Raw genomic sequence first — 23,121 nt, 5'->3', positions numbered from 1 at the left:
CGATCAGCCCTGCGCGGCCCGCAGCTTGCGCGCCTGCGCCTGGAGCACGGCGGGGTCGGGCGCGGCGGCCGGCTGCTTCGCCGTCCCCACCGTGGAGAAGACCGCCAGCGCGGTGCCGACCCGGACCACCGCGGCCCGCTGCTCCAGCGGGCCGGTCGGCGCCCCGGAATCACTCGACAGGGTGAACCCGGTCGCCGCGTCCGCCCCCTCGGGCGTGGGCGTGTCGGCCCGGGCCAGCCGGTGCTCGGTCCGCACGCCGCTCTTGGCGGCCCCCGTGGACGTGAAGCTGCCGCACCGCGCGAGCACCTGGTCCAGCGCCGCCTCCAGCGCGGTCGAGCGACCCACCGGATAGCCGAGCAGCGCGGTGTAGACACCTGCCTGGGCGTCACCGCCGCGCCCGACGCTCAGGTCGGTCTCGGCCTGCGGCTGCGCGGCCGGGTCGCCCGGACCGATCGCGTCCAGCACCGGCTGACAGGCCGGCACGTCCGCGAGCTGCCGCTCGACCGCGCCCGGGGCGGGCCCGTCCTGCCCGGCGCCGAGCACGGTGACGGTGTATCCGCTGCCGAGGTCGCCGGCCCCGACCGCGGCGGCGCGCAGCTCAGCCGCCGTCAGCACCCGCGCGGCCGGCGCCTGGTCCGCGGCCGAACCCGGTCCGACCGTGGCGCAGCCGGCCAGCAGCGGGAGGATCAGCAGACAGCAGAGCGGGCGCATAAAGGCCTCATGTCGTCGACGACGGGAAGTTCGTCACCGTATCGCAGGGCCGCGATGACCCAGTGTCACGAAAACGGTCCGGATTACGCCGCACGTGCCTGATTGATCACACTCAAACCCCCCGGAGGCGGTTCCCGACGCGGCGTCGATAGGATGCTCGCGGCCGGTGGACCGTACCCGGCCGGGCTGACCGACACCGAAGCCGGCCGAGCCCTTCAACCGCTTCCGGAGGGTTTTCCGTGCCGGCTGGAACGCTGTACCGCGGCCGCGAAGGCATGTGGTCCTGGGTGGCTCATCGAGTCACTGGCGTCCTCATCTTCTTCTTCCTTCTCGTCCACGTCCTAGACACCGCACTGGTGCGGGTCTCGCCGCAGTCGTACGACTCGGTCATTCAGACGTACAAGACGCCTCTGGTGAACCTGATGGAGTACGGCCTCACCGCCGCCATCCTGTTCCACGCACTGAACGGGCTGCGGGTGATCGCCGTGGACTTCTGGTCCAAGGGCCCGAAGTACCAGGTGCAGATGCTCTGGAGCGTCGTGGGTGTCTGGGTCGTCCTGATGGCGGGCGCCTTCTACCCGATCCTGCAGCACACACTGACCTCCTGGTTCGGGAAGTGATCCGGCATGTCAACTGAGACCTCCGACATCGAGCTGGTCGCCTCCTCGCAGGCGCACACCGGCAAGGGCCTGGGCACCGGCAACCCCGCGGACGCGTTCGTGGTCGAGCCGCCGCGCACCCGGACCGTGAAGACCCCGCGCCGCACCCGCACCAACTTCGAGATGCTGGCCTGGCTCTTCATGCGCCTGTCCGGCATCGTCCTGGTGGTGCTGATCCTGGGCCACCTGATCATCATGCTGACCCTGGACGGCGGTGTCTCGAAGATCAACTTCGCGTTCGTCGCCGGCCGCTGGGCCTCGCCGTTCTGGCAGGGCTGGGACCTGCTGATGCTCTGGCTGGCCATGCTGCACGGCGCCAACGGCATGCGCACGGTGATCAACGACTACGCCGAGAAGGACTCCACTCGGCTCTGGCTGAAGGGCCTGATGGGCGCCGCCACGGTTTTCACCGTGCTGCTCGGCACCCTGGTCATCTTCACCTTCGACCCGAACATCTAATCGGCGCTGGCCAGAGGCGAGTTACCACACCATGCAGATTCACCAGTACGACACCGTCATCGTCGGCGCCGGTGGCGCCGGCATGCGCGCGGCCATCGAGTCGACCCAGCGCAGCCGCACCGCGGTGCTGACCAAGCTCTACCCGACCCGGTCCCACACCGGCGCGGCCCAGGGCGGCATGTGCGCCGCCCTGGCCAACGTCGAGGAGGACAACTGGGAGTGGCACACCTTCGACACGGTCAAGGGTGGTGACTACCTGGTCGACCAGGACGCCGCCGAGATCATGTGCAAGGAGGCCATCGACGCGGTCCTCGACCTGGAGAAGATGGGCCTGCCCTTCTCCCGTACCGAGGCCGGCCGGATCGACCAGCGCCGCTTCGGCGGTCACACCCGCAACCACGGCGAGGCGGCGGTCCGCCGCTCCTGCTACGCCGCGGACCGCACCGGTCACATGATCCTCCAGACGCTGTTCCAGAACTGCGTCAAGCACGGCGTCGAGTTCTTCAACGAGTTCTACGTCCTGGACCTGCTGATCAACGACGGCAAGACGTCCGGCGTCGTGGCCTACGAGCTGGCCACCGGCGAGATCCACGTCTTCCAGGCGAAGGCCGTGGTCTTCGCCTCCGGCGGCACCGGCAAGTTCTACAAGGTCACCTCGAACGCCCACACCCTCACCGGTGACGGCCAGGCCCTGGTCTACCGCCGCGGCCTGCCGCTGGAGGACATGGAGTTCTTCCAGTTCCACCCGACGGGCATCTGGCGCATGGGCATCCTGCTCACCGAGGGCGCCCGCGGCGAGGGCGGCATCCTGCGCAACAAGGACGGCGAGCGCTTCATGGAGCGCTACGCCCCCGTCATGAAGGACCTCGCGTCCCGTGACGTCTGCTCGCGCGCGATCTACACCGAGATCCGTGAGGGCCGCGGCTGCGGTCCCGAGGGCGACCACGTGTACCTGGACCTGACCCACCTGCCGCCGGAGCAGCTGGACGCCAAGCTCCCGGACATCACCGAGTTCGCCCGCACCTACCTCGGCATCGAGCCCTACACGGACCCGATCCCGATCCAGCCCACCGCGCACTACGCGATGGGTGGCATCCCGACCAACGTCGAGGGTGAGGTGCTGCGCAACAACACCGACGTCGTCCCGGGCCTGTACGCGGCCGGCGAGGTCGCGTGCGTCTCGGTGCACGGCGCCAACCGCCTGGGCACCAACTCGCTGCTGGACATCAACGTCTTCGGCAAGCGGGCCGGCATCGCCGCCGCCGACTACGCGAGCAAGAACGACTACGTCGCGCTGCCCGCGAACCCGGCCGAGAAGGTCCAGGCCCTGGTCGACGGCCTGCGTGAGTCCACCGGCACCGAGTCCGTCGCGCAGATCCGCAAGGAGCTGCAGGAGACCATGGACGTCAACGCCATGGTCTACCGCACCGGCGCCACCCTGAAGCAGGCCAGCGAGGACATCGCCGCGCTGCGCGAGCGCTACAAGAACGTGGCGATCCAGGACAAGGGCTTCCGCTACAACACCGACCTGCTGGAGGCCGTGGAGCTGGGCAACCTGCTCGACCTGGCCGAGGTGCTGGTCGTCTCCGCGCTGGCCCGCGAGGAGTCGCGCGGCGGTCACTTCCGCGAGGACTTCCCGACCCGTGACGACGTGAAGTTCATGCAGCACACCATGGCGTACCAGGAGGTGTCCGAGGACGGCACCACCTCGATCCGCCTCGACTACAAGCCGGTCGTGACGACCCGCTACCAGCCGATGGAGCGTAAGTACTGATGAGCGCCCCCACGATCGACGCACCGCACTCCGCGGCGCTGGACGCGGCCGAGGCCGGCGGCGTGCAGATGATCACCTTCACCCTGCGGATCCGCCGGTTCAACCCGGAGGAGCACCCGGAGCCGGTGTGGGTGGACTACCAGCTCACCATGGACCCGAAGGAGCGCGTCCTGGACGCCCTCAACAAGGTCAAGTGGGAGCAGGACGGCACCCTGACGTACCGCCGTTCCTGCGCGCACGGCATCTGCGGCTCCGACGCCATGCGGATCAACGGCCGCAACCGGCTCGCCTGCAAGACGCTCCTCAAGGACGTCAACCCGGAGAAGCCGATCACCATCGAGGCCATCAAGGGCCTCGCGGTCCTCAAGGACCTGGTGGTCGACATGGACCCGTTCTTCCAGGCGTACAAGGACGTCATGCCGTTCCTCATCACCAAGGGGAACGAGCCGACCCGCGAGCGCCTGCAGTCCGCCGAGGACCGCGAGCGCTTCGACGACACCACGAAGTGCATCCTGTGCGCCGCGTGCACCTCGTCCTGCCCGGTCTTCTGGAACGACGGCCAGTACTTCGGCCCGGCCGCCATCGTCAACGCGCACCGCTTCATCTTCGACTCGCGTGACGAGGGTGCCGAGCAGCGCCTGGAGATCCTCAACGACCGCGAGGGCGTGTGGCGCTGCCGCACCACCTTCAACTGCTCCGAGGCCTGCCCGCGTGGCATCGAGGTCACCAAGGCGATCCAGGAAGTCAAGCGGGCCCTGGTGACCCGCCGCTTCTGATCCACCCCGCGCCTGCGTGCTGAGGGCCCGTCCGGTTTCGACCGGACGGGCCCTCAGCCGTTCCACACCTCGGTTGCTTCAGCTACTTCAGCGCACCGAGGTCCTTCGGGTTGCTCCACCCGCTGAACGTCACCAAGTGCCGGTCCGCCGTGACCCCGTACAGGTCCGGCACCCCGTCCCCGTTGAGATCCCCCGAGCTCCCGAGCGTCGGGTACGCGGCAGTGGTGAACCCGCCCGCCACCACGTGCGCGGTCGGATCGGCGAGCGCGGAGAAGTCGATCGTCCCGTCCGCCTTCTTGGGCAGCGGATACGCGTGCAGCTCCCCAGTGGCGCGGTCACGGGCCCAGAGCGCCAGGTTGCCGTTGGCATCGGGACCGGGGGCGATCAGGTCGTAGTTGGTCCAGTTGGCGGTGGTGGTGAGCTTGGTGGCGGATTCGGAGCCGAAGCCGATCTGCCCGTACGCGAACAGCCAGAGATCACCGTGCTCGACGGCGAGCAGCGAGGGGGCGTTCGCCACCTTCGGGTCGACCGGACCCAGTGCGACCAACTGATCCGCGCCGGCCCAGCTGACATCGGCCGGGCAGGTGAGAGCCGCACCCGTGGCGTCCACGCAGGTGCTCGGCTTGTTCGCCAGCATCGGCGACTGGTTGGCCTCCAGCGCCGGGCTGCCCTGGTTCCCATAGACGTACAGATTGGCGCGCTCGGCGGTGGAGCTGAGATCACGAGCAAACACGGTGTCGGCCGGTGCGCCGCCGCCGTCCCAACCACGGTGGCTGAGCTCGAAGTGGGTCCACCCTGCACCAGTGGGGGCATAGGCAGCGGGGACGACCGCCGTCGGGGTGGTGTTCCCCGCGGTCCCGTCGATCACCTGCAGGTTGCCCGCCGCGTCCGGCAGCAGGATGTCCGGCTTGCCGTCGTTGTCCACATCGCCCAGCGCCTGCGGCGGGTGCGGGTTCCACGGTGCGTAGAAGTTGTACTGGTACCGCGTGGCGTTCCCCGCCACGTCGTCCGCCTCGACCTGGAGGGTGTCGCTCCCCCAGTCCTTAGGCGTCAGCTGGATCGTCGCGGTCCCGTCCGGCCCCGGCTTCACGGCGTCGGGCCCCGAGCAGCCGCCGCCGAAGCCGGGCGTGGCCTGCAGGCTGACGTAGTAGCACGCGATCCCCGAGGCCGCGTCGCCGCCCTTGAGGACGAACGTCCCCGGCTGGCCCGCGTACTTCGTGGCGGTAAGCCCCGAGCCCTCGGCCGGGAAGTCGGTGGAGCTGACGCTGACCGTCGGCAGCGTGGTGTCCACCCGGAAGTGGCACTTCGCCGACGCCGACGGCATCCCGCCGGTCACCGACCAGGCGCGCCAGGAATACGAGTGGCCGTCCTTCAGGTTCGGCACCTGGACGCTCGCGATGCCGTTGACCACGGGTGCGGCGGCCTGGAACGCGCTGCTGAACGGCGCGGTGGTCTCGTCGGTCACCGAGATGGTCGGCACGGTGGTGACGCCGGCCGGGACGTTGACGTTCACGCTGAGCGTCGGGGTCTCGCCGGTGTTGCGGATCCACTGCGGCGTGGTGGTGCTGTCACAGGCGTCGGTCTGGACGCCGAGGTAGTTCGACGGCGTCGGAGTCGCCCGCGGGTTGCTGTAGCTCAGACCGGTGGCCGCCGAGGCGCTCGGGGCGGTGGCCAGGCCGACGGCCAGCGTGAGCACACCGCCGGCGGCCAGGAGTCGGGTCGTGGGCAGCACGAAGAGAGGTCCCCCCTCGAATATTCGTTCGCACGGCGTGCGAAGCAGGGAGACTCTGGCAGCCGCTGACCTGTCAGGTCAACGACTTTGCGGCAGCGCTCGCCGCAGCCCCGCCGCGCAGCCCTCTGACCCCGACCAGGCCCACCAGAACCCCCAGCACGAAGGAGGTGATGGCCAGCGCCAGGTGGATCCAGAAGAACGCCGTCGGGTGCGCGTGGTCGCCGTTGGTGAAGGCCTGGTGGGCGGAGTCCTGCCAGAGGTTCTTCACGAAGGTCGTCCAGATGATGACCGACCAGACGCCGAACGCGGCGAGGAACCAGGAGGTGCGACGGCTGAGCTTCATGGCGGGTGGTCCTTAACGGGACGGGCGGAACCGGCGGAACGGGCGGAGCGGCTGGTCTCCCAGTATGGGCGCGGGGCCGATCGGCGCAGGGGGCGGTCCCCCCTTCGGGGGAGAGCGGTGGGCGGGCCGGGAGCGGTGGAGGTCGTTGCGGGTACGGAGTCCAGGTGCATTTGGACGCTGATCTGACGTGTCGTACCGGCCTGCGAGCCGCCGCGCTGAACGCCGCGGTCGCGCTCGTGCTGGCCGCCGCCCCGAGCGCCGCCGCCGCGGTGCGCACCGATGCCGAGCCGCCGCCCACGGCGGTGGTCGGCGGCGAGCGGCTCGGGCTGCCCGGCGTGCAGGCCTCGCTCCCGCCCGGGGCGCCGAAGCTGCCGGACGGGCTGACCGGCCAGTCCTGGCTGGTGGCCGACGCCGACTCGGGCGAGGTGCTGGCGGCGTTCAACCCGCATCTGCGGCTGCCGCCGGCCAGCACGCTGAAGATGTTGTTCGCGGACACGGTGATGCCCAAGTTCGACCGGTCCGCCGTGCACAAGGTGGCGGCCGACGAGCTGGCCGGGCTCGGCGCCGGCAGCAGCCTGGTCGGGATCAAGGAGGACCTGGACTACAAGGTCGAGGACCTGTGGCGCGGGGTCTTCCTGAGTTCGGGCAACGACGCCGTGCACGTGCTCGCGCACATGAACGGCGGCGTCGACCAGACGGTCCGGCAGATGCAGGACAAGGCGGCCGAGTTGGGCGCCGCCGACACGCACGTGGTCTCGCCGGACGGCTACGACGAGGACGGGCAGCTCACCTCGGCCTACGACCTGACGCTGTTCGCCCGCGAGGGGCTGCGCAACCCGGACTTCCGGTCCTACTGCGCCACCAAGGACGCCCAGTTCCCCGGTGCGGTGGACAGCCACACGGGCCAGCGCGGCACGTTCGGGATCCAGAACACCGACCGGCTGCTCGGCAAGTACCCGGGGCTGATCGGCGTGAAGAACGGCTACACCACGAACGCGGGCAGCACCTTCGTCGGCGCCGCCGAGCGGGACGGGCGCACGCTGCTGGTGGCCGTGATGCACCCGGACACCTATATGAAGGTGTACGACGAGACCGCCGAGCTGCTCGACTGGGGCTTCGCGGCGGCCGGCAAGGTCGCACCGGTCGGCACGCTGGTCACGCCGAAGCCGGCCACCCCGCCGGCGGCCAAGGCACCCGCACAGGCACCCGCGAAGACGCCGGCGAAGCCGCCCCGGGCACCGGCGGCCGGCAACGGCGCGAAGCAGGCGCCACCGGCCGGCGCGGTGCAGCACGACACCCGGCTGCTGAGCGCGGCCGGGTGGACCAGGGCCGGCTGGACGACCGTCGGCTCGCTCGCCCTTCTCGGCGCGGCGGCCGCCTGGCTGCTGACCCGGCGGCGACGGCGGGTGCCGAGGCCGGCGGGGGCTCCGATCGGCGCGCCGGCCCCCGGCGGTGCCACCGCGGTGAGCATGGCGCCGGTCATGGCGGCCGAGCCGGGGCCGGCCCCCGGGGACGCGGGTGAGTCGGGTGGGGCCGGATCCGGCGGTGCGACCGCGATCGGCCGCTCGACGGCGGATCACTGACACCCGCGACCGGACCGGCCGCCTACCGCACCGGCCGCCTACCGCACCGCCGGCGCCCCGAGCTCGCCGGCCGCGCGGTAGGCGGCCTCGGCAGCCGTCCGGGCGCGTGCCCGGGCGGCCTCGGGGTCCGCCAGCGCCGTCCAGGAGACGCAGTACATCAGCAGCCGGGTGACGAAGTTCATCCAGAGCAGCAGGGCCACCGGGGTGCCGAACGCGCCGTACAGGCTGCGGCCGGCCACGTGGGCGAGGTACGAGGCGAGGGCGAGCTTGAGCACCTCGAAGCCGACCGCGCCGAGCAGCGCCGCGCCGAGCAGGTCCCGGCGCTGCTGGCCGACGATCCCCGGGAACGGCGCCAGCAGGTAGAGGAAGAGCAGCAGGTCCGCGCCGACCGCGATGACGAAACCGGCGGCCGCGAGCAGGTAGTGCCCGGGGCCGCGGTCGGCCAAGCCCAGGCCGGTGGCCGCCTTCCCGGCGAGCTGGGTGGTGATCGTCGAGGCGCCGAGCGAGATCACCGAGACCAGGCCGAGCCCGAGCAGCACCACGCAGTCCCAGCCCTTGCGCAGCAGCACGTTGCCGTCCGGGGCGGGCAGCTGCCAGATGTCGCGGATCGAACCGCGCATGGTGTCCACCCAGCCGAGCCCGGAGACCAGCAGCAGCACCCCGCTGATCAGCCCGACGGTGCCCGCGTTGGCGACCAGCGAGTCGAGGCCGAGCGAGTGGGCCAGGCCCGGGACCTGGTCGGCGAGCTTGTTCTCGATCTCGGTCACCCGGGTCGGGGTGAGGAAGGCCACCGCGATCGCCAGCGCGACGGTGAGCAGCGGGAAGAGCGCCAGGAAGCCGAAGAAGGTGACCGCGCCGGCCAGCCGGTTGCCCTTGGCCTCGGTGAAGTGCTCGTAGGTGCGGTACGCGCGGGTGCGCAGCAGCGCGGTGACGAGCGGGCCGATGACCGGCAGCCTGGTGAGGAATCCCATGGCCGACGCCTACCCGGGTGGCCCAGTGAAAAGTCCTTCATGATCCGACTCGCCCCGGAAAGCCCAAGTGCGGCTGTGCGCGCCAACCCGCGTCAGCCCGCGTCAGCCCGCGTCGCGCTCGTCGGCGACCCGTCCGGCTGACCTCCTGTCAACCACGGTTGCCCCGGATGGCTCCCGCGGCGGCCCGGCCCATGGTGCCGTTCACCGGGCGTGTCCGGCTCCGCCTGCGACCGGCAGACGGGTGTTCGACCGCCGCCCGGACGAACCGGGGCGAAAACGGACAGCAGCTGGGCGGGTTGCCATGGCAGGTAGGATCGCGGGCGTACTGCCTGTGCCGAGACCCCAAGAGTCGCGGGTCTTCATTCCAGGCGGTCTCCCGTCCCGTATGAAAGGCCCGCGCAGCTGATGGCCCCCCGTCTCTCCGTCGTCGTTCCGATCTACAACGTCGAGCGGTACCTGGAGGAGTGCCTGGAATCCATCGCCGCCCAGACCATGAGCGACCTCGAATGCATCATGGTCGATGACGGCTCGAAGGACGGGAGCGCGGCGATTGCCAAGGCGTTCGCCGCCAAGGATTCCCGGTTCCGCCTGGTCCAGAAGAAGAACGCCGGCCTCGGTGCCGCGCGCAACACCGGTCTCGAGCACCTGACCGACGGCACCGAGTTCATCGCGTTCGTGGACAGCGACGACACCCTGCCGCCGAGCGCGTACGAGCTGATGATCAGCACGCTCGACAAGACCGGCTCGGACTTCGCGACCGGCAACGTGCTGCGCCTGCGCGCGATCGGCGTCTACCAGTCCGGTGGCCACTCCAAGCCGTTCCGGCACACCCGGCTGAAGACCCACATCACCGAGATCCCGGCGCTGGTCACCGACCGCACCGCCTGGAACAAGGTCTACCGCCGCACCTTCTGGGACTCCGCCGGCATCCTGTACCCCGAGGGCATCCTGTACGAGGACGCCCCGGTCAGCGTGCCGCACCACTACATGGCCAAGAGCGTGGACGTGCTCTCCGAGCCGATCTACCACTGGCGTGAGCGCGAGGTCGGCGAGATGTCGATCACCCAGATGCGCACCAACCCCAAGGGCCTGATCGACCGGGTCACCTCGATGGAACTGGTCCGCTCCTGGCTGATCAAGCAGGTCGACCCGAAGTACCGCGAGTACCTGAAGTCCTACGACGAGAACAACCTCGTCGAGGAGATCCCGATGTTCTTCTGGTCGGTGGTCGACGGTGAGCGGGACTACCGCGACGCCTACCAGGAGTGCGTCGGCCGGCTGCTGCGCGCGATCGGCCCCGAGCAGGTCCGCAAGCTGCGCGCGCCGCTGCGCCTGAAGTACCACCTGACCCTGCAGGGCCGGATCGACGAGCTCGTCGAGCAGATGCGCTTCGAGGCCGAGCACAACGGCGCCGCCCCCGCCAAGGGCCTGGTGCGCCCGTACGCCGACTACCCGTTCCTGGTCGGCGGCCGCAAGAGCGTGCCCGCCGACGTACTGCGCCTGGACAACGCGCTGGTCATGCGCACCCGGGTCTACGAGTCGGCCTGGGAGGACGGCAAGCTCAAGCTGACCGGGCACGCCTTCCCCGAGCACGTGGGCGTGGAGAACAGGCACGACCTGGTCCGCAAGCTCGTGCTGCGCCAGGGCCGCAGCAAGAAGGTCATCACCTTCCCGATGAAGACCGAGTACGCGCCCGAGGCGACCGCCAGCTCCCCGCACGACATCTACAGCTGCGACTGGGCCGGCTTCAGCACGCTGATCGACCCGGCCAAGCTGAAGCGCCGCGGCGAGTGGGTGGACGGCACCTGGCGCGTGCTGGTCGCGGGCGTCGGCAAGTCCGGCGTCTACAAGGGCCGGATGTCCGGCGGCTGGGCCGACACCGCGCAGAGCTACCCGATCCAGTGGGTGGACGCGACCACCCGGATCGTGCCGATACTGCGCGACAGCTTCCTGCACCTGACGGTCGAGAAGCTGCGCGCCGGGCTCACCGAGCTCAAGGCCGTGGACGGCTTCGTCGAGCTCAGCGGCACCGTGCGGGCCACCGGCAGCGACCTGACCGGCATGCGGCTGCAGATGCACCACTCCGAGTCCGGCAACAAGCTCGACTTCCCGATCGAGTTCGGCACCCCGGCCGGCCGGCCGGTGCCGTTCACCGCGCGGATCCCGATCGACGAGATGATCGCGGTGCGGGACAGGTGGAACGCGCTCGACCCGGGCGCGGAGCACCGCACCTCCGACCACTGGTACGCGAAGCTGCTGCTGGCCGACAAGACCACGCTGCAGATAATCGTCGACGACCGGGTGCCGCTGACCCACCTGGACCTGCCGCTCGACCCGCAGTCGCCGGTCGGTGTCGCGCGCACCCTCACGTCCAAGCCGACCGACACCGGCCACCTGCAGTTCGCCGACCAGCTGGCCCAGCCGGTGGTCGACCGGATCACCGGTGCCGACGAGGAGGGCTTCACGCTCTCCGGCCGGTTCCCGCTGCCCGGCGAGCACCAGTACGACCTGGTCATCCAGCACTCCTGGCGCGAGGAGGACTACCACCACCCGGTGGTGGTCCGCGACGGCCGCTTCGAGGTGCGACTGCCGGCCGTGCCGATCGACTCGTACACCGGCCGGGTGCCGCTGCACAAGGGCACCTGGGACGTCTTCTTCCGCCCGGTCGGCGGCGACCCCGAGCGGACCTGGCCCAAGGTCCAGGTCGCGCTGGAGGCGCACCACTCGCTGCCGTCCGAGATCCGTTCGCGCGGCAAGCAGGTGGTGCTGGAGCGCCGCTACTTCGACACGCTGTCGCTGGAGTCGCACTCCGACCTCGGCCCGCACGAGCGCAGCGGCTACCGCCAGCGCCAGCTGCGCAAGGAGGCCTTCCCGGCCGCCCAGCACAAGCCGCTGCGCGACGCGGTGCTCTACAACGTCTCCAACGGCGGCCAGTACGCCGGCTCGCCGCGTGCCCTGCACGAGGAGCTGGTGCGCCGCGGCCTGCCGCTGGAGCACCTGTGGACGGTCGACGACCAGCAGGCCGAGCTGCCGGAGAGCGCCCGCGCGCTGCGCCAGTGGAGCCCGGAGTGGTTCGAGGCGCTGGCCACCGCGAAGTACGTCGTCACCAACACCTCGCTGCCGGACTTCGTGACCCCGCGCCACGGCCAGCAGATCGTGCAGTTCTGGCTGGGCACCCCGCTCAAGCGGATCGCGCACGACTTCGAGAAGATCTGGTTCATCGACAGCAACTACCTGAAGAGCCTGGACCGCGAGGTGCCGACCTGGTCCAAGCTGGTCTCGGGCAGCAGCTTCGCCACCCCGGTGCTGCGCCGGGCGTTCCAGTTCCCGAACGAGATGCTGGAGACGGGCTACCCGCACAACGACGTCTTCTTCTCCCCCGACCGGGAGAAGCGGGCCGCCGAGGTGCGCCGCAAGCTGGGCCTGCCCGAGGACAAGAAGGTGGTGCTCTACGCACCCACCTACCGCGAGGACCGCAAGCGCCCGCACGGCGGCTACCAGATCGACCTGCGGATCGACCTGGAGGCCGCTCGGGAGGCACTCGGCGAGGACCAGGTCATGCTGGTCCGCCCGCACATCAACTGCCACGGCCGGATCCCGGGCGCGGGCAACGGCTACGTCTGGGACGTCGCGAACTACCCGGACATGACCGAGCTGCTGCTGGTCGCCGATGTGCTGATCACCGACTACTCGGCCTCGATGTTCGACTTCGCGGCGACCGGTCGGCCGATGCTGTTCTTCACGTACGACCTGGAGCACTACCGCGACAACCTGTGCGGCTTCACCTTCGACTTCGAGAAGGACGCGCCCGGCCCGCTGCTGCGCACCTCCCCGGAGCTGGTCGCCGCGCTGGGTGAGCTGGACGAGGTCGCGGCCGACCACCGCGAGGCGTACGCCGCGTTCCGGGCGACGTACTGCGACCTGGACGACGGCCACGCCGCCGCCCGGGTCGCCGACAGCCTGCTGGGCTGACCGGCCGGCCGAGAGCGAGACCGAACGAAGGGCCCCCGCGCGAATCGCGCGGGGGCCCTTCGGGGTTCTCCGGTGGTGCCTTCTCCTACTGCTCGGCGCCGTGGCCGACCGGGACGCGCTCGTCGCTCTCCTGCGCGGACTCCTCGGCCGGCTCGGCGGGCTCGGACTCGACGGACTGCGACTCGACGGGCTGCGACTCCACGGACTCGGAGTCCGACTCGGCGGCCAGGCGCTGCACCGGCACGGGTGCGGTCTGCTCGAAGGGGCCGGCGACCGGGAAGTAGTCCTGCAGGAAGGCCGTCACCGCGCGGTCCTGCTCGGCCCGCGGCACCTGCTCCAGATCGCCGTCGTTGAGGCAGAAGGTGTCCGCCCAGCGCTCCCGGAGCAGACCCGGCAGCTGCTCCAGCGCGGCGTGCCGGTCCACGTCCACGTAGCGGTGGCCGATCCGGCCCCAGGCGACCCGACTGGTGAGATAGCCCCGGCTGACCGCGAGCGTGATCGGTGCGATGTCGCCGCGCGAACGGAAGACCGAGGCGGCGGTCGCGGCGAACTCGGCGGGGAAGGCCTCGGCGGTCTCGGCCAGCAGGGTCCGGGTCAGCGGGTAGGGCGCGTGGCTGAGCGTGTTGCTGGTGTGCCGGCCGTACTCGCGCTGGACCAGTGCCCGGGTGTTCTTCTGCCCCGCGACGTACTCGTCGTCACCGTCGCTGACCGGCCCCGGCGGGATGACCCGGGAATCGAGGTTGATGAGCGGCGACCCGTTTCCCTGGAAGAACTGTTCCGGGCGAACCGGGCGGCCGAGAAACATATCATCATTGAAATACAGGAAATGCTCGGCGATACCCGGAATCCGGTGCAGGTACGTCTCGATGGCGTGCGAGTTGAAGACCGGCAGCACCGAGGGGTCGGCAAAGAACTCCCGGTGGCTCACCAGCGTGATTCCGGGGTGGTCCGCCCGCAGCCAGGACGGCCGCTGGCCGTCGGTGACCAGGTAGACGTGCCGGATCCACGGGGCGTACATGGCGATCGAGCGCAGGCAGTAGCGCAGCTCGTCACGGTTGCGGAACCGCTCCGGCTCGGCGCCGGTGGCGGGCGGCTCGTCGAGCTCGGCCAGCACCTGGTCGCGCCGCTGCTGCCAGCCGGGGTCGGTGTCGTCGACCCAGGTGATCACCGCGTCGATCGGGAAGACGACGTCCTCCAGCAGCGGCTGCGCGAAGGCCGACGGCGCCGGGTAGTCACGGTCGCCGATCCGCACCACGGCGTCCTGCTCCAGCGAGGGCACCCACCAGCCGAACGGCGGCTCGTGGATCGCCGCGATGGCGCCCGCCGAGGGGGCGGCGGAGTCCCAGAAGTCCAGGTCGCAACCGTGCTCGGGGCCGTAGGAGAGGGTCCCGCCGCTGGTCACCACCGGGCGGTAGAAGCGCAGGCCCTTGACCCGCGGCGGCTCGCTGCCGTCCTCCCTGGCGGTGCTCTCCAACTCCTCGACCGCCTGCGGCAGTCGCTCGGCGAGCACAGTGGCATGGGTGACGTCGTGGCCCAGCAGATCGGCGTAGACCGGCTCCCCCGCGAACGCCTCGGCGCATGCGGCGAGCACCTCGGCCCGCTGGCCGGGCACGATCGCGAGGCACTGGCGGGAGTCCTGCGGCGGCATCGGGGCGAACTCGAGGCCGGCCTTCTGCAGGACGGCGGCGATCTCGGTGAAGTTGCCCAGGAACGCGTCACCGGAGAGCAGGTCGTCACGCACCCGTGCGACCAGGCCGTCGTGCCGGCGCAGCCCGGCCGAGGAGTCGAGCAGTCGCTGCTCGACCTCCGCGCGGATCTCGGCCTCACTGGGCGCGGGCGGTTCGGCGGGCTCGGCGGGTTCGGCAGCTTCGGTGGGATCCTCGGCGGTCTCCGCCTCCGCGAGCTGCGCCGATCCGGCGTGCTCGGGGAAGTCCGGGGAGTCCGGCGCGTCGCCGGGCCCGTGTTCACCGAACGCGTTCGGATCACTCGCCGGGTGCTGAGCTTGGACTGCCGTACCGGTACCGCCGACTCGGCGGACCACACCTCGGATCACTCGCCGGGCCCAGCGGGGACAGCGCATCATCTCTCCAGACGGTGAGCACTCTGACCGTAACGGGCCCCCCGCAGCCATTACCAGCCCAGTGTAGCGGTAAGCACACCTAGAGATGAATGAGAAAGTAATAAGAGATTACTTGCCCATTTGCTTAAGTGAATATTGTGCGGAATTCCCGTCACCAAATGCATAGGCCTGCCACGGGCGCCATACGGCGTCGGCATCGAACCGGGAGAGGGTGAAGCCCGGCACCACGAAGGCCGCGTGAAAGGCCCGCGCTTCGGTGAAAGCCCGGTCGAGCACCCGCTCGTCGAGTCCGTGAGCCACCGTCACATGCGGATGATAGGGAAAGGCCAGCTCACGCGCCAACGGCCCGGAGCGGATCGCCGCCTCCAGCACCCGGCACTCCTGGGCGCCCTCCTCGACCCGGACGAACACCACCGGGGAGACCGGACGGAACGACCCGCTGCCGTGCAGCAGCATCCGGAAGGCCCGGTGCCCGGCCGCCACCGCCGCCAGGTGCGCACGCACCGCGGGCAGCCGTTCGACCGGCACCTCGGTCGGCGGCAACAGCGTGACGTGGGTGGGTATCGCGCGGGCCGCCGGATCCCCGAGCGCGGCCCGGGCGTCCTGGATCGCCGCGCCGAACGGATCCGGCACGGTGACGGCCACCCCGATGGTCAGCGACGCACTGCCGGTGGCACCCTCCGGGAGGGTGCCACCGGCGGTCGGCGGGTGCTCCGGCATCCCGGGCTTCAGTGCTTCGCGGCCGGAATGAAGCCAATGCGGTCGAAGACCGTCGCGAGCGTCTCGCCGGCCACCGCGCGGGCCTTCTCGGCGCCGACCGCGAGCACCCGGTCGAGCTCCGCCGGGTCGTCCAGGTACGTCCTGGTCCGCTCCTGGAACGGCGTCACCCACTCGCTGAAGAGCTCGGCCAGCTCGGTCTTGAGCGCGCCGTACATCTTGCCCTCGAAGTGCGCGACCAGCTGCTCGACGCTCTGGCCGCTGAGCGCCGAGTGGATCCGCAGCAGGTTCGAGACGCCGGGCTTGTGCTCCTCGTCGTAGGTGACCACCGTGTCGGTGTCGGTCACCGCGCTCTTGAACTTCTTCGCGCTGACCTTCGCCTCGTCCAGCAGGTTGATCAGGCCCTTGGGGGTGGCGGCCGACTTGCTCATCTTGGCCGTCGGGTCCTGCAGGTCCATGATCTTCGCCGTCGCCTTGGGGATGTACGGCTTGGGCAGCGTGAAGGTCGGCTGATAGCGGCTGTTGAAGCGCTCCGCGAGGTCGCGGGTCAGCTCCAGGTGCTGGCGCTGGTCCTCGCCGACCGGCACCATGTCGGCCTGGTAGAGCAGGACGTCGGCGACCATCAGGACGGGGTAGGTGAACAGGCCCACCGTGGTGCTGTCGCTGCCCTGCTTGGCGGACTTGTCCTTGAACTGGGTCATCCGCGCGGCCTCGCCGAAGCCGGTGAGGCAGTTCATCACCCAGCCGAGCTGCGCGTGCTCCGGCACGTGTGACTGTACGAAGAGCGTGCAGTGCTCCGGGTCGAGACCGGCGCCGAGCAGCTGCGCGACCGAGACCCTGGTGTTCTCACGCAGCACCGCGGGGTCCTGCGGCACGGTGATCGCGTGCAGGTCGACCACCATGTAGAAGGCGTCGTAGGACTCCTGCAGATCCACCCACTGGCGCACCGCGCCCAGGTAGTTGCCGAGGTGGAACGAGCCCGACGTGGGCTGGATCCCGGAGAGCACCCGGGGGCGATCGTTCGCCGAAGAGTTGACCACTGCGTTGACCATGCCCGCCATTCTTCCAGCTCCCGCCGACTGTCAGGACCCGGCTTCGGTTGGAGGTTCTGCCAACGGCGGGGCGGACAGCCGCTCGGCGCTCACCCGGATCCGGTCGATCCGCCGCCCGTCCAGCACCGCGACGGTCAGCAGCACGCCGTCCTCGGTCACCACCTGGTCGCCGACCGCCGGCAGTTCGCCCAGCTCGGCGACCACGTACCCCGCCACCGTCTCGTACGGGCCCTCGGGCAGCACGACGCCGGTCTCCTCGACGAAGTCCGGCAGGTTGAGCAGCCCGTTCACCTCCACCCCGCCGCCGGCCAGGCGCCGGGTCGCGGTGGTCTCCTGCCCGTCGTACTCGTCCCGGATCTCGCCGATCACCTCCTCGACCAGGTCCTCCAGCGTGACGATGCCGGCGGTGCCGCCGTACTCGTCCACCACCATCGCCAGGTGGTGGCCCTCGCGGCGCATCTCGCTCATCGCCTCCAGCACCTTCTTGGTGGCCGGCAGCAGCTTCACCGGCCGGGCGATCTCGCGCACCCGCAGCGCCCGCTCGCCGTGCGCGCGGTACAGGTCGCGCACGTGCACGAAGCCGACCACCGCGTCGTACGAGCCCTCGACCACCGGGTAGCGCGAGTGCGGCGAGGTGCTGGTCTCCTCGCGCACCTCGCCGAGCGGCTGGTCGGCGTCCAGGAAGGTGACCTCGGTGCGCGGCACCATCACCTCGCGCAGCTGCCGCTCACCGGCCGCGAAGACGTCCGCGATCAGCGCCCGCTCGTCGCTGCCGAGCTCGGTGTTGGCCGCGACCAGCCCGCGCAGCTCCTCCGAGCTCATGCTGCCGCGCCCGGCCTTCGGGTCGCCGCCGAGCAGCCGGACCATCAGATTGGTGGAGCGGCCGAGCAGCCAGATGACCGGGCGCAGCGCCACCGACATCACATCGACCACCGGCGCCGCGAGCAGCGCGATCGACTCGGCCCGCTGCAGGCCGATCCGCTTGGGGGTCAGCTCGCCGAGCACCAGCGAGATGTACGAGATCAGCAGCGTCAGCCCGACCAGCGCGACCGCGTCCGAGACGCCCTCGGAGAGGCCGAGCCGGACGAAGACCGGCGAGAGCTTGCCCGCCAGCGTGTCGGCGCCGAAGGCCGCGGAGAGGAAGCCCATGCAGGTCACGCCGACCTGCACGGCCGCCAGGAACCGGTTCGGGTCGGCGGCCAGGTGCGCGGCCCGGGAGGCGCGCTTGGTGCCGCGCTCGGCGAGCGTACGGATCTGCCCCTCGCGGAGCGAGATCAGCGAGATCTCGGCGATGTTGAAGAGCCCACCGAGGACGATGAAGAGCAGGACGAGAGCGGCGTCCCCGAGGGTTTCGTTCACGTTGGCTGAGTCTACGGCGAGGAATCGACGGCCTCGGGCGCACGACCCCTGGCGCACGACCCTTGGCACACGGCGACGGCCGGCCGCCTCCCGCAGGAGGCGACCGGCCGTCGGGGTGCTCGTCGCGAGGGTCAGCCGATCAGGCCGAGCTCCGTGACCGCGTCGCGCTCCTCGGCCAGCTCGCCGACGGAGGCGTCGATCCGGGCGCGGTCGAAGGCGGAGATCTCCAGGCCCTGGACGATCTCGAACTTGCCGTCCTTGGTGGTGACCGGGAAGGACGAGATCAGGCCGGCCGGCACGCCGTACGAGCCGTCGGAGACGATGCCCATCGAGGTCCAGTCGCCGGCCGGGGTGCCGTTGACCCAGGTGTGGACGTGGTCGATGGCGGCGTTGGCGGCCGAGGCGGCCGAGGAGGCGCCACGGACCTCGATGATCTCGGCGCCGCGCTTGGCCACCTTCGGGATGAAGAAGTCCTCGACCCAGGCCTGGTCGCCGCCGACGGCCTCGAACGCGCTCTTGCCGGAGATCTCGGCGTGGAACAGGTCCGGGTACTGGGTGGCGGAGTGGTTGCCCCAGATGGTGACCTTCTTGACGTCCTCGACGGTGACGCCGGCCTTCTTGGCGAGCTGGGCGACCGCGCGGTTGTGGTCCAGGCGGGTCATCGCGGTGAACCGCTCGGCCGGCACGTCGGGGGCGTTGCGCTGGGCGATCAGGGCGTTGGTGTTGGCCGGGTTGCCGACCACCAGGACCTTGATGTCGTCCGCGGCGTTGTCGTTGATGGCCTTGCCCTGCGGGCCGAAGATGCCACCGTTGGCCTGCAGCAGGTCGCCGCGCTCCATGCCCGCGGTGCGCGGACGGGCGCCGACCAGCAGCGCGACGTTGGTGCCGTCGAACGCGGTGTTCAGCTGGTCGGTGATGGTGATGTCGCGCAGCAGCGGGAAGGCGCAGTCGTCGAGCTCCATCGCGACGCCCTCGGCGGCCTTGAGGCCCTGCGGGATCTCCAGCAGACGCAGGTTCACCGGCACGTCAGCGCCGAGCAGGTGGCCCGAGGCGATGCGGAAGAGCAGCGCGTAGCCGATCTGGCCGGCCGCTCCGGTGACGGTGACGTTGACGGGGGTGCGAGTCATGTTTCCTTCTCCAGCGATCGCCAGCGTGCTCCAGGGCACATCGGCGCACTGGAGCCGAGGATGTTTTCTCTCGACATCGAGAGAACCGGCGTCAGGTTATCGCAAGGCCGCGCCGACGGCGCGGTTGCGGGCATGGCTGGTGCGTCACAGCCGCGGCGCCCGCCCCCGGGACGGCAGGGACGGGCGCCGCAGTCGCTGGGGCCTGGCTCAGTGCCGGCGGCCGATCAGCTTGCCGACGTCCTCCAGCACGTGCAGGTGCAGCCAGGGGTCGGGCTGGGCGAGCAGCGCGAGCATCGCGATCACGCCGCCGAGGAAGAGCAGCACCAGCACGTCGGTGAACCGGCTGCGCACCGCGAGCAGGCCGACCTCCGGCACCACCAGCCGCAGCAGCGCACCGAGCAGCAGCGCGCCGCTGATCGTCAGCAGCCCGTACCGGAAGTCGGTGGACCAGGTGACGCAGAGCCCGATCGCCACCACGGCCAGCACCAGCGTTATCGGCCACTGCCGTATCGGCAGCGCATGGCCGCGGTCCATGGCCGCTCCGGAGCCCTCCGGGGGCAGCGTGCCGGTGGTCCTGGCCGGCCTGCGCCGCGAGGCCCGGCCCGTACGTGCCACGTTCATGCGACCTTCCTGTTTCCCTGGGGCCGGAGCTAGCGGGCGGCAGCCTGGCGCTCGGCCGCTTCGACGATGTTGTTGAGCAGCATGGCGCGGGTCATCGGGCCGACACCACCCGGGTTCGGCGAGAGCCAGCCGGCCACCTCGGCGACCGCCGGGTGCACGTCGCCGACCAGGCCGGCCTCGGTGCGGCTGACGCCGACGTCCAGCACGGTCGCGCCCGGACGGACGTCCTCCGCCTTGACCAGGTACGGCACGCCGGCGGCCGCGACGATGATGTCGGCCCGGCGCAGGTGCTCGGAGAGGTTGCGGGTGCCGGTGTGGCAGAGCGTCACGGTCGCGTTCTCGCTCTTGCGGGTGAGCAGCAGGCCGATCGAGCGGCCGACGGTGACGCCGCGGCCGACCACCACGACGTTCGCGCCGTTGATCTCCACGTCGTGGCGGCGCAGCAGCTCGACGATGCCGTACGGCGTGCACGGCAGCGGGCCGTCGATGCCGAGCGCGAGCCGGCCGAGCGAGGTGGGGTGCAGGCCGTCGGCGTCCTTGTCCGGGTCCATCAGCTCCAGCACCGGGTTGGCGTCCAGGCCCTTGGGCAGCGGCAGCTGGACGATGTAGCCGGTGCAGGCCGGGTCCTCGTTCAGCTCGCGGACCACGGCCTCGACGTCGGCCTGGGTGGCGGTGGCGGGCAGCTCGCGCTGGATCGAGGCGATGCCGACCTGTGCGCAGTCGCGGTGCTTGCCGCGCACGTAGCTGTGGCTCCCGGGGTCGTCGCCGACCAGCACGGTGCCGAGGCCGGGCGTGATGCCCTGCTCCTTGAGAGCCGCCACGCGGACGGCGAGTTCGGACTTGATCGCGGCCGCGGTGGCCTTGCCATCGAGAATCTGGGCAGTCATACCCCCTATCCTCCCGGATCGGCGGCACTGCTCTCCACGCCGCTCCCCGGGGCCCGCCGACGAACCCCGAACGAGTCGAGCCGGCAGCCCCGGAACAGGTCCGGCCGGCGGCCGGTGCCAGGACCGGCAAGCTAACGGAACGTGTGGATCCGATTGCAGTTGCGCCACGTTTTCGTCCACCTGGCACGCGGTGGCTGGACAGTGTGCCGCGCTGGCCCGACCATAGGCGGCGAGCACCAGAAACCGGGGGAAGAACGTCGTGAGCACGCCACACCGATCGAGCGCCGGCCGGCAGCCGGCATCGCGGGTCCCGAGCCGTTGCCGTCCGAGGGACCATCAGCCGAGACACCGTCACCGGGCCGACCGCCAGGTCGCCGTCCGGCCGTGATCACGCCCGTCCGGGCCGACCGGCAGCCGCCCGGCCCGCTCACCACCCGTCTGGCCCGCACCGCACTGCGCTGCGCACTCGCCGCCGGGGCCGCCCTCGCAGTGGCCTTCCTGCACGACGTGCACGACCCAGGGGTGCTGTGCCCGCTGCGGCGCCTCACCGGCGTCCCCTGCCCGCTCTGCGGCAGCACCACGGTCTTCATCGAAGCAGGCCATGGACACTGGCTGGCCGCCCTGACGGCCAATCCGGTCACGGTCGTCGCGGCGCTCGCGCTGCTCACCGCACCTCTGGGCGGCGGCGCCCGCTGGTGGGCGCTGTCGGACCGTCAGCGCAACGGCGTGATCGGGGCCGCCCTGGCCGTCGCCTGGGTCTGGCAGCTCAACCGACTGGGTGTCGCACTGTCGTGACGCTCCACTAGTCTTCCCGGTCTGCCACACCCATCGCACTTGTCACAGCTATCTCGGTTGTCACACGTGCCCTGGTCACCCCAAGCTGTCAGACCTGTCCCCAGCCCGTCCCCAGAGCAGTACCCGCCCCGGAGGCCCCGCGTGTCCTACCCGACCGACCCCAACAATCCGTACGGTCAGCCGCAGCAGGTGCCCTACGGCGCGCCGCAGCAGCAGAACCCGTACGGCCAGGCCGGGTACGGATACCCCCAGCAGCAGGCGCCGGCCCCTGGCTACGGCTACCCGCAGCAGGCCGGCTACGGCGTCCCCGGCTACCCGCCCGGCTACCCGATGCCGGTCGCACCGGTGATCGCGAGCTGGGGCGCCCGGGTCGGTGCCACCATCATCGACGCGCTGCTCGGCCTGATCCCCGGAGCCCTCACCCTGATCGGCTCCGTGCTGATGGCCAGCCAGATCAAGCCCGCCAACTGCCTGACCGACCCGGACACCGGCGAGATCACCTGCACGCACGCCACCACCTCCGGAGGAGCCGCTACCGGCGGCCTCGTGCTGATCGGCCTCGGCTTCCTGCTCGGCCTGATCCTGCTGATCTGGCAGTTGGTCCGGGAGGGCAGCACCGGCCAGACCGTCGGCAAGAAGGCCGTCGGCATCAGGCTCGTCCGCGAGGCCGACGGCCGGCCGGTCGGCTTCGGCCTGGCCCTGGGCCGCCGCATCGCCCACATCCTGGACAGCCTGTTCTGCAGCATCGGCTACCTGTGGCCGCTCTGGGACGACAAGGGCCAGACCTTCGCCGACAAGGTCTGCAACACCCTGGTGATCCGCGCCCAGTAGCCACCCCACAACCACCCGGTGGCCACCGGCCGCGTACGGCAGTCGTCGCCGGGTAGCCAAGACTTCGACCACTCGACAGACCGACCCGGTCACCTCACCGACACCGGCCGGGCCGACCCAACCGCCCATAGGGGGAAACACCATGAGCAACCCTTACAACCCGTACGAGCAGCAGCCGGGCCAGCAGCAGCCGCAGCCGGGCTACCCGCAGGCCGGCTTCCAGCAGGGCGGCTACCAGCCCAACCTGGACCCCAACTACGCCTTCACGCCGCAGCCGCAGGCTCCGGTGCTGGCCAACTGGGGCCAGCGCCTCGGCGCTTACGTGATCGACTACCTGATCGGCCTGGTGGTCGGCGTGATCGTCTCGCTGGCCGTCGGCAGCGTCACCGGTGACATCGTCGGCGCCGTGATCGGCCTCGGCTTCGGCGGCATGGAGGGCGCGACCGGCCAGACCCCCGGCAAGAAGGTCGTCGGCCTGCGCCTGGCGAAGATATCGGACGGCTCGCTGCTCGGCGCCCCGATGGGCGTGCTGCGCAAGTTCCTGCACGTCGTCGACGCCATCTGCTGCATGCTCGGCTACCTCTGGCCGATCTGGGACAAGAAGCGCCAGACCTTCGCTGACAAGATCGTCAGCTCGGTGGTCGTCGTCTCGAAGTGAGACCCGCCGCACCG

General features: G+C 70.7%; 20 protein-coding genes. 9 read left to right on the top strand and 11 right to left on the bottom strand.

What is annotated here, in order from left to right; genetic code table 11:
• Positions 1–3: 3 nt before the first annotated feature.
• Positions 4–711 (bottom strand): hypothetical protein, encoded by a 708-nt coding sequence (locus AC060L_RS23325; RefSeq protein WP_483800821.1) that lies wholly within the window; start codon positions 709–711, stop codon positions 4–6.
• A gap of 239 nt (positions 712–950) precedes the next feature.
• Between AC060L_RS23325 and sdhC the strand changes: the two genes are divergently transcribed.
• Genes sdhC through AC060L_RS23305 form a run of 4 tightly spaced genes read left to right on the top strand, consistent with a single transcriptional unit; the run spans position 951 to position 4,379 of the window.
• Positions 951–1,331 (top strand): succinate dehydrogenase, cytochrome b556 subunit, encoded by a 381-nt coding sequence (gene sdhC / locus AC060L_RS23320; protein WP_483800820.1) that lies wholly within the window; start codon positions 951–953, stop codon positions 1,329–1,331.
• 6 nt (positions 1,332–1,337) lie between these two features.
• A complete protein-coding gene (sdhD, locus tag AC060L_RS23315) occupies positions 1,338–1,829 on the top strand; it encodes a succinate dehydrogenase, hydrophobic membrane anchor protein (RefSeq protein ID WP_483800819.1) in 492 nt (163 codons plus the stop codon).
• Positions 1,830–1,860: 31 nt separating this feature from the next.
• Entirely contained in the window at positions 1,861–3,603 is a 1,743-nt protein-coding gene (gene sdhA, locus AC060L_RS23310) for a succinate dehydrogenase flavoprotein subunit (RefSeq protein WP_483800818.1), read from the top strand.
• On the top strand, positions 3,603–4,379 hold the full coding sequence (locus AC060L_RS23305) for a succinate dehydrogenase iron-sulfur subunit (protein WP_483800817.1): 777 nt from the start codon (positions 3,603–3,605) through the stop codon (positions 4,377–4,379). The genes sdhA and AC060L_RS23305 overlap by 1 nt, the downstream gene beginning before the upstream one ends.
• A gap of 82 nt (positions 4,380–4,461) precedes the next feature.
• On the opposite strand, the gene AC060L_RS23300 is transcribed toward AC060L_RS23305, so the two are convergent.
• Together AC060L_RS23300 and AC060L_RS23295 are read right to left on the bottom strand one after the other, a co-directional pair.
• Positions 4,462–6,111: a hypothetical protein gene (locus AC060L_RS23300; protein WP_483800816.1), complete on the bottom strand. Its 1,650-nt coding sequence runs from the start codon at positions 6,109–6,111 to the stop codon at positions 4,462–4,464.
• Positions 6,112–6,184: 73 nt separating this feature from the next.
• Complete coding sequence (locus AC060L_RS23295; RefSeq protein WP_483800815.1) at positions 6,185–6,454, bottom strand: SCO4848 family membrane protein; 270 nt, start codon at positions 6,452–6,454, stop codon at positions 6,185–6,187.
• 164 nt (positions 6,455–6,618) lie between these two features.
• Here AC060L_RS23295 and AC060L_RS23290 point away from each other — a divergent pair, with 164 nt between their 5' ends.
• Positions 6,619–8,037, top strand: a complete 1,419-nt coding sequence (locus AC060L_RS23290; protein ID WP_483800814.1) for a D-alanyl-D-alanine carboxypeptidase family protein — start codon at positions 6,619–6,621, stop codon at positions 8,035–8,037.
• A gap of 38 nt (positions 8,038–8,075) precedes the next feature.
• Here AC060L_RS23290 and AC060L_RS23285 read toward each other — a convergent pair whose 3' ends face one another.
• Positions 8,076–9,008, bottom strand: a complete 933-nt coding sequence (locus tag AC060L_RS23285) for a YihY/virulence factor BrkB family protein (RefSeq protein WP_483800813.1) — start codon at positions 9,006–9,008, stop codon at positions 8,076–8,078.
• Positions 9,009–9,413: 405 nt separating this feature from the next.
• On the opposite strand from AC060L_RS23285, the gene AC060L_RS23280 reads away from it, so the two are divergent.
• Positions 9,414–12,980 (top strand): bifunctional glycosyltransferase/CDP-glycerol:glycerophosphate glycerophosphotransferase, encoded by a 3,567-nt coding sequence (locus AC060L_RS23280; protein ID WP_483800812.1) that lies wholly within the window; start codon positions 9,414–9,416, stop codon positions 12,978–12,980.
• 85 nt (positions 12,981–13,065) lie between these two features.
• Here AC060L_RS23280 and AC060L_RS23275 read toward each other — a convergent pair whose 3' ends face one another.
• From AC060L_RS23275 to AC060L_RS23245, 7 genes are all read right to left on the bottom strand, one after another.
• Entirely contained in the window at positions 13,066–15,021 is a 1,956-nt protein-coding gene (locus AC060L_RS23275) for a Stealth CR1 domain-containing protein (RefSeq protein ID WP_483800811.1), read from the bottom strand.
• A 147-nt stretch (positions 15,022–15,168) separates the two neighbouring features.
• On the bottom strand, positions 15,169–15,780 hold the full coding sequence (locus tag AC060L_RS23270) for a 2'-5' RNA ligase family protein (RefSeq protein ID WP_483800810.1): 612 nt from the start codon (positions 15,778–15,780) through the stop codon (positions 15,169–15,171).
• Positions 15,781–15,788: 8 nt separating this feature from the next.
• The gene (trpS, locus tag AC060L_RS23265; RefSeq protein ID WP_483800809.1) at positions 15,789–16,829 is read right to left on the bottom strand and encodes a tryptophan--tRNA ligase; all 1,041 of its coding nucleotides are present in this window, start codon (positions 16,827–16,829) and stop codon (positions 15,789–15,791) included.
• Between the two features lie 30 nt (positions 16,830–16,859).
• The gene (locus tag AC060L_RS23260) at positions 16,860–18,188 is read right to left on the bottom strand and encodes a hemolysin family protein (RefSeq protein WP_483800808.1); all 1,329 of its coding nucleotides are present in this window, start codon (positions 18,186–18,188) and stop codon (positions 16,860–16,862) included.
• A gap of 131 nt (positions 18,189–18,319) precedes the next feature.
• Entirely contained in the window at positions 18,320–19,315 is a 996-nt protein-coding gene (locus tag AC060L_RS23255; protein WP_483800807.1) for a malate dehydrogenase, read from the bottom strand.
• Positions 19,316–19,522: 207 nt separating this feature from the next.
• Positions 19,523–19,936, bottom strand: coding sequence for a DUF3017 domain-containing protein (locus AC060L_RS23250; protein WP_483800806.1), 414 nt, complete (start codon positions 19,934–19,936; stop codon positions 19,523–19,525).
• A gap of 29 nt (positions 19,937–19,965) precedes the next feature.
• Positions 19,966–20,823 carry a bifunctional methylenetetrahydrofolate dehydrogenase/methenyltetrahydrofolate cyclohydrolase gene (locus AC060L_RS23245; RefSeq protein WP_483800805.1) on the bottom strand — a complete coding sequence of 286 codons (858 nt, stop codon included), beginning with the start codon at positions 20,821–20,823 and terminating at the stop codon, positions 19,966–19,968.
• Positions 20,824–21,207: 384 nt separating this feature from the next.
• Between AC060L_RS23245 and AC060L_RS23240 the strand changes: the two genes are divergently transcribed.
• The 3 genes from AC060L_RS23240 to AC060L_RS23230 all read left to right on the top strand — a co-directional run bounded on the left by AC060L_RS23240 (position 21,208) and on the right by AC060L_RS23230 (position 23,107).
• A complete protein-coding gene (locus tag AC060L_RS23240; RefSeq protein ID WP_483800804.1) occupies positions 21,208–21,618 on the top strand; it encodes a DUF2752 domain-containing protein in 411 nt (136 codons plus the stop codon).
• Positions 21,619–21,759: 141 nt separating this feature from the next.
• Positions 21,760–22,449 carry an RDD family protein gene (locus tag AC060L_RS23235; RefSeq protein ID WP_483800803.1) on the top strand — a complete coding sequence of 230 codons (690 nt, stop codon included), beginning with the start codon at positions 21,760–21,762 and terminating at the stop codon, positions 22,447–22,449.
• Positions 22,450–22,591: 142 nt separating this feature from the next.
• On the top strand, positions 22,592–23,107 hold the full coding sequence (locus AC060L_RS23230) for an RDD family protein (protein ID WP_483800802.1): 516 nt from the start codon (positions 22,592–22,594) through the stop codon (positions 23,105–23,107).
• Positions 23,108–23,121 lie beyond the last annotated feature (14 nt).

The sequence above is a fragment of the Kitasatospora sp. NEAU-69 genome, from assembly GCF_057158765.1.
This window is presented reverse-complemented; position numbering and strand designations above follow the sequence as displayed.

What these genes read in the sequence shown, in the direction of transcription:
- AC060L_RS23325 (WP_483800821.1), bottom strand. Translation starts at nt 711, where the DNA reads ATGCGCCCGCTCTGCTGTCTGCTGATCCTCCCGCTGCTGGCCGGCTGC.
- sdhD (WP_483800819.1), top strand. Translation starts at nt 1,338, where the DNA reads ATGTCAACTGAGACCTCCGACATCGAGCTGGTCGCCTCCTCGCAGGCG.
- sdhA (WP_483800818.1), top strand. Translation starts at nt 1,861, where the DNA reads ATGCAGATTCACCAGTACGACACCGTCATCGTCGGCGCCGGTGGCGCC.
- AC060L_RS23305 (WP_483800817.1), top strand. Translation starts at nt 3,603, where the DNA reads ATGAGCGCCCCCACGATCGACGCACCGCACTCCGCGGCGCTGGACGCG.
- AC060L_RS23295 (WP_483800815.1), bottom strand. Translation starts at nt 6,454, where the DNA reads ATGAAGCTCAGCCGTCGCACCTCCTGGTTCCTCGCCGCGTTCGGCGTC.
- AC060L_RS23285 (WP_483800813.1), bottom strand. Translation starts at nt 9,008, where the DNA reads ATGGGATTCCTCACCAGGCTGCCGGTCATCGGCCCGCTCGTCACCGCG.
- AC060L_RS23280 (WP_483800812.1), top strand. Translation starts at nt 9,414, where the DNA reads ATGGCCCCCCGTCTCTCCGTCGTCGTTCCGATCTACAACGTCGAGCGG.
- AC060L_RS23270 (WP_483800810.1), bottom strand. Translation starts at nt 15,780, where the DNA reads ATGCCGGAGCACCCGCCGACCGCCGGTGGCACCCTCCCGGAGGGTGCC.
- trpS (WP_483800809.1), bottom strand. Translation starts at nt 16,829, where the DNA reads ATGGTCAACGCAGTGGTCAACTCTTCGGCGAACGATCGCCCCCGGGTG.
- AC060L_RS23255 (WP_483800807.1), bottom strand. Translation starts at nt 19,315, where the DNA reads ATGACTCGCACCCCCGTCAACGTCACCGTCACCGGAGCGGCCGGCCAG.
- AC060L_RS23250 (WP_483800806.1), bottom strand. Translation starts at nt 19,936, where the DNA reads ATGAACGTGGCACGTACGGGCCGGGCCTCGCGGCGCAGGCCGGCCAGG.
- AC060L_RS23245 (WP_483800805.1), bottom strand. Translation starts at nt 20,823, where the DNA reads ATGACTGCCCAGATTCTCGATGGCAAGGCCACCGCGGCCGCGATCAAG.
- AC060L_RS23230 (WP_483800802.1), top strand. Translation starts at nt 22,592, where the DNA reads ATGAGCAACCCTTACAACCCGTACGAGCAGCAGCCGGGCCAGCAGCAG.